At 48.9% G+C, this 16713-nt stretch carries 15 protein-coding genes; 8 read left to right on the top strand and 7 right to left on the bottom strand.

Annotated features, from left to right (window positions below; translation table 11 throughout):
* Nucleotide 1 precedes the first annotated feature (1 nt).
* The 8 genes from ACG2XO_RS00345 to ACG2XO_RS00310 all read left to right on the top strand — a co-directional run bounded on the left by ACG2XO_RS00345 (nt 2) and on the right by ACG2XO_RS00310 (nt 6720).
* Nucleotides 2-682 (top strand): heavy metal response regulator transcription factor, encoded by a 681-nt coding sequence (locus ACG2XO_RS00345; protein ID WP_410498862.1) that lies wholly within the window; start codon nt 2-4, stop codon nt 680-682.
* Nucleotides 672-2009 carry a heavy metal sensor histidine kinase gene (locus ACG2XO_RS00340; RefSeq protein WP_410498861.1) on the top strand — a complete coding sequence of 446 codons (1338 nt, stop codon included), beginning with the start codon at nt 672-674 and terminating at the stop codon, nt 2007-2009. The genes ACG2XO_RS00345 and ACG2XO_RS00340 overlap by 11 nt, the downstream gene beginning before the upstream one ends.
* A gap of 101 nt (nt 2010-2110) precedes the next feature.
* On the top strand, nt 2111-2323 hold the full coding sequence (locus tag ACG2XO_RS00335; RefSeq protein WP_410498860.1) for a hypothetical protein: 213 nt from the start codon (nt 2111-2113) through the stop codon (nt 2321-2323).
* 331 nt (nt 2324-2654) lie between these two features.
* Nucleotides 2655-3299: a multicopper oxidase domain-containing protein gene (locus tag ACG2XO_RS00330; protein WP_410498859.1), complete on the top strand. Its 645-nt coding sequence runs from the start codon at nt 2655-2657 to the stop codon at nt 3297-3299.
* A complete protein-coding gene (locus ACG2XO_RS00325; protein ID WP_410498858.1) occupies nt 3296-4153 on the top strand; it encodes a multicopper oxidase family protein in 858 nt (285 codons plus the stop codon). The genes ACG2XO_RS00330 and ACG2XO_RS00325 overlap by 4 nt, the downstream gene beginning before the upstream one ends.
* Before the next feature lie 20 nt (nt 4154-4173).
* On the top strand, nt 4174-4599 hold the full coding sequence (locus tag ACG2XO_RS00320) for a DUF411 domain-containing protein (RefSeq protein WP_410498857.1): 426 nt from the start codon (nt 4174-4176) through the stop codon (nt 4597-4599).
* A 118-nt stretch (nt 4600-4717) separates the two neighbouring features.
* Nucleotides 4718-6316, top strand: coding sequence for an ABC1 kinase family protein (locus ACG2XO_RS00315; protein ID WP_410498856.1), 1599 nt, complete (start codon nt 4718-4720; stop codon nt 6314-6316).
* 95 nt (nt 6317-6411) lie between these two features.
* Entirely contained in the window at nt 6412-6720 is a 309-nt protein-coding gene (locus ACG2XO_RS00310; protein WP_410498855.1) for a hypothetical protein, read from the top strand.
* Nucleotides 6721-6742: 22 nt separating this feature from the next.
* On the opposite strand, the gene ACG2XO_RS00305 is transcribed toward ACG2XO_RS00310, so the two are convergent.
* The 7 genes from ACG2XO_RS00305 to ACG2XO_RS00275 form a co-directional block, all read right to left on the bottom strand.
* Complete coding sequence (locus tag ACG2XO_RS00305; RefSeq protein ID WP_410498854.1) at nt 6743-9073, bottom strand: heavy metal translocating P-type ATPase; 2331 nt, start codon at nt 9071-9073, stop codon at nt 6743-6745.
* A 157-nt stretch (nt 9074-9230) separates the two neighbouring features.
* The gene (locus tag ACG2XO_RS00300) at nt 9231-9866 is read right to left on the bottom strand and encodes a methyltransferase family protein (protein WP_410498853.1); all 636 of its coding nucleotides are present in this window, start codon (nt 9864-9866) and stop codon (nt 9231-9233) included.
* The gene (locus ACG2XO_RS00295; RefSeq protein ID WP_410498852.1) at nt 9863-10117 is read right to left on the bottom strand and encodes a DUF2933 domain-containing protein; all 255 of its coding nucleotides are present in this window, start codon (nt 10115-10117) and stop codon (nt 9863-9865) included. The genes ACG2XO_RS00300 and ACG2XO_RS00295 overlap by 4 nt, the downstream gene beginning before the upstream one ends.
* A 12-nt stretch (nt 10118-10129) precedes the next feature.
* Complete coding sequence (locus ACG2XO_RS00290; protein WP_410498851.1) at nt 10130-10588, bottom strand: hypothetical protein; 459 nt, start codon at nt 10586-10588, stop codon at nt 10130-10132.
* 166 nt (nt 10589-10754) lie between these two features.
* Nucleotides 10755-13880 carry an efflux RND transporter permease subunit gene (locus tag ACG2XO_RS00285; protein WP_410498850.1) on the bottom strand — a complete coding sequence of 1042 codons (3126 nt, stop codon included), beginning with the start codon at nt 13878-13880 and terminating at the stop codon, nt 10755-10757.
* On the bottom strand, nt 13877-15355 hold the full coding sequence (locus ACG2XO_RS00280; RefSeq protein WP_410498849.1) for an efflux RND transporter periplasmic adaptor subunit: 1479 nt from the start codon (nt 15353-15355) through the stop codon (nt 13877-13879). The genes ACG2XO_RS00285 and ACG2XO_RS00280 overlap by 4 nt, the downstream gene beginning before the upstream one ends.
* Nucleotides 15352-16614, bottom strand: coding sequence for a TolC family protein (locus ACG2XO_RS00275; RefSeq protein ID WP_410498848.1), 1263 nt, complete (start codon nt 16612-16614; stop codon nt 15352-15354). Before ACG2XO_RS00275 ends, ACG2XO_RS00280 begins: the two co-directional genes overlap by 4 nt.
* Nucleotides 16615-16713: the final 99 nt, after the last annotated feature.

The raw sequence follows: 16713 nt of genomic DNA, 5'->3' as shown, positions 1-16713 counted from the left end.
TATGAAAATCCTGATCATAGAAGATGAAAATCAGATCGCCAGCTACATTAAGAAGGGGTTGGAAGAGCAGGGGTTTTCATGCCTGATTGCTGAAAATGGAATTGATGGTCTCCATTGTGCGCTTGAGGGTGATTATTCTCTAATTATTCTGGATATCATGCTACCTGTGCTAGATGGCTGGGCGGTTTTAAAAGCGATCCGATCTAAGAAGGAAACGCCAGTTATTATTCTAAGCGCACGCGATCGCGTGGATGATCGTGTGCGGGGGTTTGACAATGGTGCAGATGATTATTTGATCAAGCCATTTGCCTTTCCAGAATTGTATGCTCGTATTAACAATATCTTGCGACGTCATCAGGTAATTAATCCTTCGGAGGTGATATCTATTGGCGGAATTGAAGTTGATCCAATCAAGCATCGTGCCTACGTCAAAGGCATAACTATCGAGTTATCCGCAAAAGAATTTATGCTATTGCTTTTCTTTATGCGGCACTCTGGCAAGGCATTAACACGCTCACAAATTGCTTCTCATGTGTGGGATATTAATTTTGACACTGACACCAATGTTATTGATGTTGCGGTGCGTCGACTTCGGCAAAAGGTGGAATTAGATCCAGTAACAAAATACATTCACACTGTTCGCGGCGTTGGTTATATCTTTGAGTTACGAAATGCTGATTAACCCGATTCGGAAAGTTTCAATCTCATTTAGAATTGGTTTGATAATCAGCTTGTTGAGTACAACGACTGCACTCCTCACTGGGCTTAGCCTTGACTATTTGCTGAATAGGACATTACACAACCGTGCAGTGAATGAGCTGACAGAAAAGCTTTCAAGTGTTGATGAAATCAGAGATGTATCATCTCATAAATTATTGCCGCTAATGCAAATCGGGCACCCAGATATGCATTGGGTCATTATAGAAAACAATACAATTGCGCTTAGTAGTGACACTTATGCGGATGAGATACACAGGCTTCTACTGGAAAACAATATAAAATTTAGTGAATTTATTCGATTTCGTAGCAACTTAATCGGCATTAGAACTATTTCCAATGTAAAAGTAATGCTAATTCTTGATATAAAAAAGGACGAGCTTATTATTGAACAGTTCAGGGAGTATTTGTTTGGAATAATGACCTTAACAACAATACTCTCTGCCCTGATTTCATTTAAATTGGCAAAAAAAGGCTTGATTCCATTAGTCGATTTTTCCAATAGTATGAAGTTGATTTCAGCACGAAGCTTGGAGCATAACATTAACGCGAAAGATCAGCCGAGTGAGTTGCAAGACTTAAGTAAATCGTTTAGTGATCTTCTAATTCAAATTAAGTATTACATGAGTCGACTTTCTCAGTTTTCTGGTGATTTGGCACACGAAATGCGAACTCCATTATGCAAAATAATGAGCACAATTCAATTTACGCTGAGTAAACCAAGATCATGTGAAGAATACAGTCAAGTTCTAGGATCAGTTGAAGAGAACCTAGAGGCAATTAATAAAATGATATCTGACATGCTTTTTATTGCGCATACTGATGAGGAAACCTGTTTAAGCCGAGCGGAGTGGTTCAATGTTCAAGAACTAGCAGCACAAGCCGTTGAATTTTATGATGCGCTGTCGGATGAAAAATCTCTTATTTTGAGCGTTCATGGAGATGGCAGTTTATTTGGTGATAAGCAGATGATTGCAAGAGCCATAATTAATTTGTTGAGTAACGCGATTCGCCATGCAGAGAAAAACTCTGAAGTTAAAATTAGTATTTCAGAAATTCAGAGCTATTTAAAAATTTCGGTGGCAAATCGCGGATTACCAATTCCTAACGAACATATACCATATTTAATGGATCGTTTTTATCGCGCTGATACATCACGTGATCGTCACCAAGGCGGAGTTGGGCTCGGATTGGCTATTGTTTCTTCAATTTTAAGGCTTCATAACGGTAAGCTTGAAGTTCGCTGTGAAAATGGTACTACTTATTTCACGATGAATTTTTTACTCCCATGAAGAATGACGAAATTGTAATGAATGGGTCATGTTGATGATGGTATAGCTTGTTTATAGTGGCTGTACTGCATGAGCAGCGACACTAATTGAAAGGTTCCAACATGATCAAACGCATTCTTATTATTTTGGCAATCGGCTCTGGCCTTATCACAACTGCATATGCGGATGGTGGCCACAAAGGTAACGGTAATCATGGCAGCAATGCTAGTGGTGCCGTATCTACGAAAGTACAGAAAAAAACAGTTGCCGATGACAAAATCATCGATTCTCAGGAAGTTTCTGGCAAAGCTAAATCAAATGAGAAGAATCGATAACTTATTGTAAATATTCTTTAACCGGCCTCCTTTATGGAGGCTTTTTTGCAGGTTTAATAAAATTAATTTAGTTGATTACGCTACCTTTGAAAAACAACTATTTCTACTTGAATAAGTCCAACCCATGCCGATAATAACAATAGATTTCATATTTCTATGATATGTTTTCTGATGTTGATTTTCATCAATAAATTGATATTAACGGCTTGGTATTAATACTGATTGTTAATCAGTATTAATACCAAGCCGTTAATGAGTAGTGGTGGTTTGTAGACAATGTTGCCGTGGGATTTTTTACTTTATACTGAGAACATATTTTGAGGGGAGCGTAATGGATAGACGTCATTTTTTAACGATTTCTGCAAGTATAGGTGCGCTGGGTTGGTTGACATCACGTTGTGCATGGGCGGAGATGGATCATGCCGCTCACAGTGGCGGAGCTCCAGTGACGCTTAAAACGGCAGCCGATACACCCCTACTGTCCGAATCAGCTTTGGCATCTGGGCATGCTCATGTGCCACTCGCAGCCTTGCGCAATACAGAGACAACACCCAAGCTCTTTCAAGCGACGTTAACTGCCGCCGCTCATGAAATTGAACTGCTTGCAGGTACGAAAACACCAATGTGGCTGTATAACGGCCAAGTGCCGGGCCCCTTGATTGAGGCATTTGAAGGCGATGAAGTTGAAATCCGTTTTGTGAATCAACTGGCGCAAGCTTCAACGATTCATTGGCATGGTCTGCCCGTGCCACCCGAGCAAGACGGCAATCCGCAAGATGCAGTGCCTGCGGGCGGCGAGCGAGTCTACCGTTTCAAACTCCCAAAAGACAGCGCCGGCACCTATTGGTATCACCCGCATCCGCATGGCGATACGCCAGAGCAAGTGTATCGCGGTCTGGCTGGACTATTCATCGTTCGTAGCAAAAGTGATCCGTTAGCAGACTTTGCCGAGCAGCATTTAGTGATTTCTGATTGAAGCTCGATGCGAACGCGCAGATTCCCGATAACACCGCGAATGACTGGATGAATGGCCGCGAAGGACAGTTTGTCTTGATCAACGGCCAGCGCGAACCGCAGATTACGATTGCCGGGCGGCAACGCTTGCGCATCTGGAATGCGTGTAGCGCGCGTTATTTGCGCTTGGCGATTCCCGGGCAAAAACTCACGTTAGTGGGGACCGATGGCGGTTTGCTGGAAAAGCCTGTGTTAAAGGATGACATTTTACTGGTTCCAGGTCAACGCATCGAAATCATCGTCGGCGATGGTAAAACAGGAATCACTCAATTTAAGGCCTTGGCTTATAACCGAGAAAAAATGGGCAACGTCACCCCGGAAGTGGATCGTGTTCTGGCGCAACTCAATTTCACCAATGGCCCGACCCCAGCGATTCCGGCTCAATTGCGAAAAATCGCTGACTTCATGAACGGTCGTCGCGCTACCGCGCTAAAGAAAGTCGAATTCAGCGAAACGATGGGTATGGATAATGGCGTGCACAGCATGGCATTTTTGGTGAACGGCAAAAGCTTTGACATGAATCGCGTCGATTTAACGAGCAAAGTAGGTGAAGTCGAAGTATGGGAGATCTTTAATAACTCGCACATGGATCACCCGTTCCATATTCACGGCACGCAATTTATCGTTCTGGATTCAAAACTGGACGGTAAACGTCGCAACGCGCCATACCGCGCCTTACACGACACCATTAACCTGCGCCCCTATGAAACCGTGCGGATCAAAACCGTGCAACACGACAAAGGCCTGCGAATGTTCCATTGCCATATTTTGGAGCACGAAGGTCAAGGGATGATGGCACAACTACTCGTGAAGTAAATACCAAAAGGAAGACAATCATGAAATTCAAATCACTCATTCTCAGTCTCTTATTTTCCCCAATGATTGCGATGGCGGCGGCGCCTTCTGGGGTCATGTACAAAGACCCAAACTGCGGCTGCTGCGGCTCTCATGCCAAATATCTGCGTGATGCTGGTTTTCAAATTAAAGAACAGCCTACTGCCAATATGAGCGAAATCAAACAGAAATATGGCACGGACAAGGCCGCGAGTTGTCACACCATCGTGATGGGCGGCTACGCCATTGAAGGCCACGTGCCTGCCGCCGCAATTACCAAATTACTCAAAGAAAAACCCACAGCCAAAGGAATTGCCGTACCTGGGATGCCTGCCAACTCTCCGGGAATGGGTGACTATAAACCGGGAACGATTGAAGTCATGCTGATCGCCAAAGACGGTAGCGTAAAATCTTATGGTAAGTTTTAAACTCAATTAGCGATCTTCATTTAACAAGAAAATCTCAAAGTTACCCAGTAGATGTTGAGGTAATTCAACAAAGTTGAGCGGCTAAAAAACTGATAGCATATTGCGAAAGCGAGGACTCATGACAGTAAAAACCGAGTATCACTTCATGGCTGCACCGAAGCGAATCGTGTATATCCTGCGGGTTTTAATAAAGCACAATCTACTGGGGAGTTTGTTAGGTCAGCAGCACTGGCCGTCACCGCAGGAATTACGAACTGCAATCGAAGCATTAGGGCCTACTTATATTAAATTTGGCCAAGTCCTCGCCATGCGGCGGGACTTAATTCCCGAGAATTATGCGAATGAGCTGGCTTTGCTGCATGATCAATTGCCCGCGATGCCATTTGATCTGGTTCGTACAATTATTGAGGAGGAATTGGGTTTACCACTGTCGAGCTTGTTTTCTGAATTTAGCGAAGAGCCACTCGGCGCGGCCTCTATAGCCCAAGTCCATAAAGCCGTCACATCTGATGGACGTATCGTTGCGGTCAAAGTACAGCGACCAAACTTGCATGCAGTGATCCGCAAAGATATAGCTTTACTTACTCATCTAGTTACGATGGGTGAAAAAGTGTTGCCGCACTTACGTCAACTGGAACTACATCGAGTTGTAGATGAATTTGCACTCAGCCTGAAACGAGAAATCGATTTTACTCACGAGGCAAGGTCTATCACTATTTTCCGCTCGGCCATGTCGGAATGCCCTGAACTTTGGGTTCCAGAAGTGATTACGGCCTATTCGCGGGGTTCAGTACTTAGCATGTCTTTTTCAGAGGGCGAGCGAATCGATCTTTACGCACAAAAACACCCTGAAATGATGCCAGAAGCAATGAATTCATTGCTGAAATTAATGTTGAAGACCATCTTCGAGGATGGTTTATTTCATGCTGATCCTCATCCAGGAAATGTATTTATTTTACCAGATGGACGACTCGCTCTGCTCGATTTTGGTAATACTGGCGAGTTAGACGAGCCAATGAGGGAGTCCTTGGCCTACTTACTTGAAGCGGTTATTGCTGGCGATGCTCGCGCCGCGACCGATGCTTATCTTGAAATGGCATTGAGTAGCGAAGAGGTTGATCGTGCGGCGCTTCTGATGGATATGAAAGCCGCTTTGTATGAAATTCGCAGAGCGGATCTTACTGCAATTTCAATTGGCGCTACTTTTGAGGCGCTAGCTCAGGCTGGTACTCGCAATCGAATTCGAAATCCGAACGAATTTGTATTACTGACCCGCGCAGTTGTGATTTTGGAATCAATGATTCAACAATTGGCACCGAACCATGACTACATCACTTCTTTTCGTGAGCAAATATCACGATTAACCATGCAGCATTTTTCAAAACAGCGTATTGCAGGAAAAACAGCAAAGCTGGCTAGAGAGTTAGAACGTTTTATGCTGGATGCGCCAAGTGACACACGACGTATTCTCCGTCGCGTCGCAGAAGGTAATTTGGGTCGGTTGCCACGTTTGGAGAACATGGGGGATAGACTTAGCCGCAATCTTGAAAGGCTTGCGGGCGCTATTGCTTATGCCGCACTGGTGATTAGTGGATCAATGTTATTTCTTACTCCTCAAGGAGACTGGCATCACACACTTGGGGAGATCATGATTGGATGTGGCATTCTCGGGATGGTTGTCACTGGCATTGGCGTGTTACGTAGTAAACATCCTTAGTTGGGCATTGTTCGGGGGCAAGTGCATATTATCTCGATTAATCTACGCTGAGCATATTTCAAAGTGTAAGCCTCACGTGAACGAATGGAATAAATATGGATGAAGTTTGGATCAAAAAAAGGCATCTGCATTTAAAATCTGCAAACCATCAGCAGCTTGGTCAGCTCTTACCCTTCTTGCCTGGCTTCTTGGCGGTTTCACAACAAGATGCCAACAACTGGCTGATTGAATATGACGTTCGTACTTTGCAATTCGGCGAAATCGCCAATGCGCTGAAACCATTTATTCCTGCTACATGGATGTGGCGCTGGCGGATCAGTCTGTACCAGTATCAGGATGAAAATAACCGCGATGCGCTGAAGCATAAAGATAACGCATGCTGTAACCGACCTCCACGTCATTAAGTAACAGTTTCAAAATTGCAAGTTACCTCCAGCGTCGCAAACGCAGTGCATTGCCAATCACCGATGCCGAGCTGAAGCTCATCGCAAGCGCCGCAATGATTGGTGATAGTAGCCAGCCTGTAAGGGGGTACAGCACGCCCGCTGCAATCGGGATTCCCAAGGCGTTGTACAAAAAGGCAAACAGCAAGTTTTGCTTCATATTGGCCACGGTGGACTCAGATAATAACCTTGCAATCGCAATACCACGTAAATCACCTTTAACCAAGGTAAGCTGTGCGCTATTCATCGCGACATCAGTGCCGGTGCCCATCGCGATCCCAACGTCTGCTTTGGCGAGAGCTGGCGCATCGTTAATGCCGTCGCCCGCCATCGCAACAATATGTCCATCTTTTTGTAGTCGCTCGACCAAATTGAGTTTATCGGCCGGTTTGACCTCGCCGTAAACTTCGTTAATGCCAAGGCGGGCACCGACAGCTTTGGCGGTCGTCAACCCATCACCTGTTGCCATTATGATATTCAGTCCAGCCGATTGCAGAGTTTGGAGCGCTTCCAGGCTGCTGTTTTTGATTGGGTCTGCCACTGCCAGCAATCCGGCCAGCTGACCATCGATGGACAGATACATCACGCTTGCACCTCCGACTCGGAGGGCTTCGGCTTGAGTCGTCATTTCGACTGTAACGCCGATTTGCTGCATCAATGCCGTGTTGCCCAAGGCTAACTGTAGGCCGGACACTTCTCCCCGCACGCCAATCCCCGAACCGGATTCAAAGTTTGTCACTTTGTCCAGTTTTAATCCGCGCTCTTTCGCCGCCGAGACGATGGCATTGGCTAGCGGGTGCTCGCTACCCTGATCCAGACTCGCCGCTAAACGTAATACGTCATCGGCCTCAAAACCTGGGGCAACAATCAGCTGATCAAAGACTGGTCGCCCCTCGGTCAGCGTGCCGGTTTTATCAACAATCAGGGTATCCACTTTGCGCAGATGCTCAATGGCTGCGGCGTCGCGAAATAAAATCCCCTGCGTCGCACCGCGCCCTGTTGCCACCATGATGGACATCGGCGTTGCCAGCCCCAAAGCGCATGGGCAAGCAATAATTAACACCGCAACGGCATTGATCAGGCCGTAAACCCAGCTGGGTTCTGGCCCCAACGCTCCCCAGACAAAAAACGTGAGGATGGCGATACCCACGACCGAAACGACAAAATAGCCCGCCACCACATCGGCCATTCTTTGCATCGGCGCTTTAGAGCGCTGAGCTTGCGCCACCATCTGAACAATCTGTGCCAGTACCGTACCAGCACCGACGCGCTCGGAACGCATAATCAGTGCGCCACTGGTGTTCATCGTCGCACCGATGACTTTATCGCCCACTCGTTTCGTCACTGGCAATGGTTCACCAGTCAGCATGGCTTCATCAATGGCGCTTTGCCCCTCAAGCACGACACCATCAACCGGTACTTTTTCCCCGGGGCGAACACGCAAAAGATCACCGACATGCACATGACTCAAAGGCACATCGTCTTCTGTGCCATCAGGCTGAATACGGCGCGCCGTTTTTGGTGCCAGTCCAAGTAATGATTTGATGGCAGCCGAGGTTTGTGAGCGGGCTTTAAGTTCCAGCATCTGTCCCAGCAGCGTGAGCGAGATAATGATGGCCGCGGCTTCAAAGTAAACCGCAACCCGCCCCATAGACATGAATGAAACGGGAAACAACTGTGGTGCAATGGTTGCCACTATGCTGTAAATGAAAGCTGCGCCGGTTCCCAGACTGATCAGCGTCCACATATTGGGGCTGCGATGGACGAGGGATTGCCAGCCTCGGCTAAAGAACGGGGCTGCCGCCCAAAGCACAATCGGTGCAGACACCAGCATCTCGACCCAGCTTTGCACGGACATAGTTAACCATTGAAGTCGATGACCAAACATTGCCAGCACAAAAACAATCAAGGTCAGCGGTAAGGTCCGCCAGAAACGACGCTGAAAATCATGAAATTCGGCGTTGTCTTCGTCATCAAGACTGGGGATTTCTGCTTCCAGCGCCATTCCGCATTTCGGGCAGGAACCCGGTTGATTTTGCCGAATTTCAGGATGCATCGGGCAGGTATAAATGGCATTGCTTGGAACCGGTGCAGATACTGGATCTAGTTCAGCAGCATGTACATATTGGCCTGGATTAGCGCTGAATTTACCCAGACAGCGGGCACTGCAAAAGTAATACTGTTGCCCTTGGTATTCATGCTGATGCTGGGATTGCACCGTCACCGTCATGCCACAAACGGGATCGCTGAGTATGCTGTCATGTTTTTCGTGCGGCGTTGACTCATGGTGCATATGACTGGGATGCTGATGCATATTGCAACCTCTTTCAGTGTGAGCGTTCGCAACTTGTTGGCAACGCCATATGAAATGCCAGTTTCAAATACTGCCATTGGTATATTGCCAAACACCAATGAACATGAAGAGTTTATGAACATACCCATAACTAAGATGGCAAATTCGGTTTGCAGTGTCACATCCAAAGATGAGGAATAAATCGCGGCGTCGTTTGGGCGTAGCGCTCAAATTCTTCTCCAAACTGCGCCTGCATTTCCGCTTCTTCGGTGACGGCCAGACGCGTGTACATCAGCAACAAAATTGGGAACATAAGCAGCGTCAGCAGCGTAGGCCATTGGAACAGAAAACCAAGCAGGATCAGCACAAAAGCGACGTATTGCGGGTGACGGATGCGTGCGTAAGGCCCGCTGGTCGCCAGTGTTTGTCGACATTGTGCGTGGTACAGCACATTCCATGCGCTGGACAGCAAATAAAAGCCGAAACCGAGCAAGACATAACTGGCGATATGCAGCATACCGAAGTGCGGATCGCCTTTTTCACCGAGCAGCGTTGACCATAAATGGCCTGAGTTATGCGACAGCAAATCCAGATTGGGGTAGCGGGTTTGTAGCCAGCCCGATAACAAGTAAATGGTGAGCGGGAAACCATACATCTCGACAAACAAGGCGACGATAAAGGCTGAAAATGCGCCAAATGTCCGCCAGTCCCGCGCCGTCGCCGGTTTGAAAAAGCTGAATGCAAACAGGATAAAGATGGCCGAATTAATAATCACCAAAACCCATAAGCCATAGGCCGATTCACCGTGGTTCATGATGGGTCTCCTGGTGATTTTTTAGACTCCGGCTCATCGTGGTGGTGATGTTGATGGCCACCATGACCGTGATGCATAAAGATATGCATCAATGGACATGCCAGCAACAAGAGGACAGGTAAAGCTCCGAGGACGTGCGCCAGATGCTCGGTGAGCAAAAAATAGCCCGCCGCCGCGCCGATCACGATCAAACCCATTGCATAGCGGGAGCCCCAGAAGCGGGGCGCTTGCTGCTTATGATCGTGATCCATGATCGTTACTCCTTATTTGGCTGCAGGCATGCGATCCATCATCATTTGCATCATGGATTCCATCATTTTCATGCGCTTTTCCATCATCTGATGACTGGCCGCCACGTCCATCGCCATGCCATTTTTTCCTCCCATCATCCCCATCTTGCCATCCATCATTCCGGACATCATGGGCATGCTGCTCATCATCGCCATCCCGTCCTGCATGACTTTCATCTGCTCGGTCATCAAGGCATTGCGTGCTTCGGGGGTCTTGGCGTTCAGCATTTTTGCGTGCATGTCCTGCATGGCTTTGATTTGCTGATCCATTTTCTGCATGGACTCTTTTGATACCATCGGGCTTGCGGTGTGTGCGGGCTTGGCTTTGGCGCTGGATGCCGCGGATGCGGGGTGATGGGCATCTTCAGCCAAGGCTGCTGTACTCAAAAAAGCAAAGGTAGTTGCAATGATCAATGGGCGAACGAGATTCATGATGAGCTCCTGAAAGAGTTTGATATTTACTGTTTTACATTCGGCGTTAAAATGCCTGCCACTACCAACGTAGACCATTTAAACGTCATAAAGTTGGCAATTTTCCGGCAAGGTGAATGAATTTTTCTGATTAAAATCAGAAACATCCATTCACCTTGCTGTCACTTTAGCCTGTTTGCCGGTGCCTCCTCATTAATTGATAAGCAACCGGAATGATAAACAGCGAGAGCAGTGGTGCCGTAATCATCCCGCCGACCATCGGTGCGGCAATGCGGCTCATGATTTCGCTACCGGTGCCGCTGCCCAATAAAATCGGCAGCAAGCCCGCGATGATCACCGCGACGGTCATCGCTTTGGGGCGAACTCGCAGCACGGCACCTTCGGTAATGGCATCAAGCAAGCCTTGATCGCTGCGGTCTCCTTTATCCAGCCGTTCCTGCCACGCATTTTTAAGGTACAGCAGCATAATCACGCCAAATTCAGCCGAAACGCCTGCTAGCGCAATAAAACCGACGCCAGTTGCAATCGACAGGTTGTAGCCCATTGCATACAGGAACCACACGCCGCCAGTGAGCGCCAGCGGCAGCGTCGCCATAATCAGCAGCGCTTCATCAATCCGCTTAAATGTCAGGTAGAGCAGGATAAAAATAATCAGCAATGTTGCAGGAACGACCAGTTTCAGACGCTCATTGGCGCGCTCCAGAAACTCGAACTGGCCTGAATAACTGATGCTGATACCCGGTTCCAGTTTCACTTGCGCGGTAACGGCGCGGCGCAGATCTTGCGCCACCGAGGCCAGATCACGATCTCGTACATCGACGTAGACCCAGCCCGTAGGACGGGCATTTTCGCTTTTGAGCATCGGCGGGCCATCGCTGACGGATACTTTGGCAACCATGCCCAAGGTAATTTGCGCACCTTGCGGCGTGACTAAAGGGAGATTAGCCACTTTCTCAACGGTATCGCGCCATTCGCGTGGATAACGCAGATTGATCGGAAAGCGCGCCAAACCTTCAACCGTTTCGCCAATATTGTCCCCGCCAATCGCACTCGCAACGACGGCTTGGACATCACTAATATTGAGCCCGTAGCGCGCGGCGGAAGCGCGGTCAATTTTAACGTCGACGTAGCGCCCGCCGGTCAGCCGTTCGGCCAGCGCCGAGCTCACGCCGGGAACGGTTTTGGCGATGGTTTCAACTTGCTGGGCGATTTTGTCGAGGTCATCCAGATTGCTGCCCGCAATTTTGACGCCAATCGGGCTCTTGATCCCGGTCGCCAGCATGTCGATCCGGTTACGAATCGGCGGCACCCAAATATTGGCCAAGCCAGGTACTTTGACTGCCTTATCAAGTTCTTCTACCAGCTTTTTCGGCGTCATCCCCGGCCGCCATTGTTCGCGAGGTTTGAACTGGATGGTCGTTTCAAACATTTCCAGCGGAGCCGGATCGGTCGCAGTTTCGGCACGACCCGCTTTACCTGAAACGCGCGCCACTTCGGGGACGGTTTTAATCATCCGGTTGGTTTGCTGCAGCAGTTCACTGGCCTTTTGTGCCGATAATCCCGGCAAGGCCGACGGCATATAGAGCAGATCACCCTCATCGAGTGGCGGCAGAAATTCGCCGCCCAAGCGACTCGCTGGCCAAAGCGCAGTCAGGAATACCATCACTGCAACCAGCAGCGTGATTTTTGGTTTTGCCAATACCGCGTCAAGCAGAGGGCGATAAATCTTGATCAGCAAGTGATTGAGCGGGTTTTTACTTTCCTCGGGCAGCTTGCCGCGTATCCAGTAGCCCATCAGAATCGGAATCAGCGTCACTGAAAGCCCCGCCGCCGCCGCCATCGCATAGGTTTTGGTAAATGCCAGTGGCGAAAATAATCGACCTTCCTGCGCTTCCAGCGTAAACACAGGAATAAACGACAGCGTGATAATCAACAGGGAGAAGAACAACGCCGGCCCCACCTCAACCGCAGCTTCCGTCATCACCTGCCAGTGCGCCTCACCTTTGAGCGTCTCGCCGGGATGAGCGTGCTGCCAGACCTCTACTTTTTTATGCGCGTTTTCTATCATCACCACGGCGGCATCGACCATCGCCCCAACGGCAATCGCAATGCCGCCGAGCGACATGATATTGGCGTTCACGCCCTGATAGCGCATCACCAGAAACGCAATCAGGACGCCCAGCGGCAGCGAGACAATCGCGACCATGCTGGAGCGAAAATGCCCCAGAAAAATTACGCAAACCAGTGCAACGACTAAAAATTCCTCTAGTAATTTGAAGCTGAGGTTTTCGATGGCACGATCGATCAAATGACTGCGATCATAGGTGGTTACGATTTCAACGCCAGCGGGCAGACTGGGCTTGAGTTGCTCCAGTTTGGCATGCACCGCAGCGATGGTCTCGCGGGCATTTTTGCCCGAGCGCAGGATCACGACGCCGCCAACAGCTTCGCCTTCGCCATCGAGCTCGCTAATCCCGCGCCGCATTTCAGGCCCGAGCTGGATCGTCGCCAAATCGCCCAGCAGAACAGGCACATTATTGGCGAGTTTGACGGGTATAGCCTTGAAGTCGTTGATAGACTTGAGGTAGCCGTCGGTACGTACCACTAATTCGGTTTCACCCGCCTCCAGTACGCCACCACCGGTTTCCTGATTCGCCTTTTCAACCGCTTCGCGAACTTCGGTTTGCGTGATGCCGAAACTGGTCAATTTAATTGGATCAAGAACAATCTGATACTGTTTGACCATGCCGCCGACAGTTGCGACTTCGGCGACGTTGGGTAACGTTTTGAGTTCGAACTTGAGATACCAATCTTGCAGGGCACGCAGTTGTGACAAATCGTGTTTGCCGGTTTTATCGACCAATGAATATTGATAAATCCAGCCGACGCCGGTCGCATCGGGTCCTAAGGACGATTTGGCTGACGCAGGCAGGCGGCTCTGGATTTGATTGAGGTATTCCAGCACCCGCGAGCGTGCCCAATACAGGTCAGTCTGGTCATCAAACAATACATATACAAAACTGTCACCAAAGAATGAAAATCCGCGCACGGTTTTCGCGCCGGGCACCGAGAGCATTGTCGTCGTGAGCGGGTAAGTGACCTGGTTTTCGACAATTTGCGGTGCTTGCCCCGGATAGCTGGTGCGGATAATCACCTGAACATCGGATAAATCAGGCAAGGCATCAATCGGCGTCGTCTTGACCGCCCAGACACCCCATGCAGTCAGAAATACCATCGCCAGCAGCACCAAAAATCGGTTGCCAACCGACCAGCGAATTAGATGAGCGATCATGGCCGACCTCCTTGAGCTTTAGTTTTATTCAAACGCTCAACGACCAGACCGTCATCGCTTTGATGCACCGTGACCCGCACCTTGTCGCCGACTTTAAATCCTGTGAGCACGCCGGGATTTGCAACCGGGTAAGCCATGGTCATCGCTGACATACCAATGATTTTGAATGTCCCATGGGTCAGAGTCACTTGCTGCCCATCAATTTCTTTGATGGTTGCTTCAGCATCATCCACCACCATGGTTTGCACTGCTGATGCAACTTTGTCGCTCGTCAGTTTGGTTTTGATGCCAGCTAGATTGGCCTCTGAGTCGATCAGGAATTGTCCGCTGGCGACGATTTTTTGACCTTCATTTAAGCCGTTAACAATGATGGTTTTATCGCCCACTTCGGCTCCAAGACTGACTTCAACGGGCTCGAAGTGATTTTCACCATTCAGCAGCATGACCAAAGATCGTTTACCGGTGCGAATAATGGCTTCGCTTGGGACGACCAGTGCCGCGTTTGATGAAAGTCCCGCCAGTTTCACCTGCGCCGACATCCCTGGGCGTAAGCGGCCATCCCGGTTCGGGAGTTCGACGCGCACTTTGATACTGCGGCTGGCGTCATTGAGGCTCGGCAAAATGGCGGAGACTTTACCGCTTAGCATAACGCCGGGGAAAGCCGCCAATGCAACATCAGCTTTACCACCCACTTGTACTGCCGCCGCTTGTGCTTCAGGTACGGCGACATCAAGCCACACCGAGCTGATGCCATTAATTTTGGCCAGCGTTTGCCCTGCCGCCAGCGTCATGCCGCTGCGCACCGATAGCTCCTGAATTACACCGCCTTGCGTGCTGCGAATCGTCTGGCGCGCGCTGATTTTGCCGGTTTTTTCAAGCTCGGAGATTAAGCTTCTCGGCATTCCAGTCAAAAGTAAACGCTCGCGCGCAGCACTGATCAAGCTGGCATCGCCACTACTGCGGATTACCAAAAACTCTTGCTGCGCTGAGGTCCATTCAGGAATAAGAACTTCGGCCAGAGGTTGGCCGACGGAAATAATGTCTCCGGGAGCTAACGACCATACCCGCTCGACAAAACCCGCGCTACGCGCTTGTTCAATGGAAACATCTCGTTCATTGAACGTCAGTACTCCAGTGGCATCTATACTCTGCGAGACCGATAGCCGCTCTACCGTAGCCTGACGCATACCGGTATTTTGCAGTGTTCTGGCATCAATTTTTACGCCACTAGATTCAGTCGAGTCACCCACGTATTTGGGCAGTAATTCCATGTCCATATATGGCGATTTACCCGGCTTATCAAATTTCATGTCAGGTTTCATCGGGTCGTACCAGTACAATACTTTTTTTTCTGTTGTTGAAGGCTCTGCCGCCGTTGTTTCATGCGATGTGGCGCTCATTCTGCCGCCGACAACGCCAAGGCCGAGTAATGCTGCGCCAATTGAAAGCGCAATAATGGTGTGTTTGGTATTCATTGCGCAACTCCTGCGGTGGCGTTGGAGTAAGTAAAGTGCAGACGGGCTTGGAGCTGCTGCAATTCACCCGAAATAGAGATGGCTTTGAGTTGGGTATCAAGCCGGTCACGCCGTGCCGCAATCACTTCGCTGAGCGCACCTTTCCCACTTTTCCACGCCGTTAAAGATAAAGTGATTTTTTCTTCTGCCAATGGAATGAGTGTGGTTTGATAGCGTTGTTCGGCTTGTTGCAAGCGTTGTAAATCGGCGATGTCATTGGCTAATTCGGCACTTCGTTCGCGAATAGATGCTTCACGCTCAGCATCGAGCGCCGAGCGTTCTGCTACTTTGGCGGCAATCAAGGGGTTTTGACGTTTACCAGAAAAGATGGGTAAATCAAACGTAAACTCCAACATGACCGAGTCATAATCCTGCGGGTTACGCTGGTATTTCAGCTCCACACCCCAATCAGGTGTTTTACTCGCTCGCGCCTCTGCAATTTCGGCATCTAACACATTGCTTTTTGGATCAAATGCTGCAAGCTCAGGACGATTTGCAACGTGACTTTGCAAGGTTTGAGGATCAATTTGAAACAGAGGTAGATTGCCCGTTACCCCTTCATCTGCAGCCTTCCCTACCCAACGACTGAGCTGTGCCATAGCTTGAGAGCGACGAGCAATCAGTTCATCGCGCATTTCGCCCAATCGAGCTAATTCCTGTTTAGGTAAAATTGTATCGGTGATACTGCCTTTACCAGATGCAAGCTGGGCCTGAATCACTTTGGTAAATAGCTTGTTTTCGGTTTCCAATTTATCTAGCAAAGCGATTTGTTGCTCAATACTATATTGTGCGATCCACGCTTGACCGGTTTCACGAGCAATATTCTGGCGAGCAATTCTGTACTCCATTTCACTCACCGCAATTCGAGAGTTTGCGGCCTGAACGCGAGCGTTTCGTTTATCGCTGTTGGGAAACTCTTGCATTAGTGCAAATGTTTGCATCGCCATGCCGCCTGGCCCCGGATTAAAACGATCCGGGCCAGAGATGGGCAGGTTATCAACACCTATTTTGATTTTAGGGTCGGGCAATTCTCCTGCGGGAATAGCCGATTGTTGGGCGACGGTAATTTGTGCATTACTCGCCTTTAATTGAGGTGCAGTTTGTAATGCAATATTTTGTGCTGATTCAAATGTAAGGGCATAGGCAGAAAATGGCGTACTTGCAATAAGTCCTGCAAGCGCCATTTTGGTCGCCAGAATATGCCACGAGAAGTTTCTCATGATCTAACTCCAATTCAATTCGCTGGTCGCAATCAAACGACGAGCAAAAACCACCATCGAGAGCAGAAAAACAGCGCTCGAAGATGACGTTATTTGTTG

It is taken from the genome of Chitinibacter sp. S2-10 (assembly GCF_046530675.1).
Taxonomy (GTDB): domain Bacteria; phylum Pseudomonadota; class Gammaproteobacteria; order Burkholderiales; family Chitinibacteraceae; genus Chitinibacter.
Note: the sequence above shows the minus strand (reverse complement) of the source record. Positions and strands in the feature narration are given on the sequence as shown.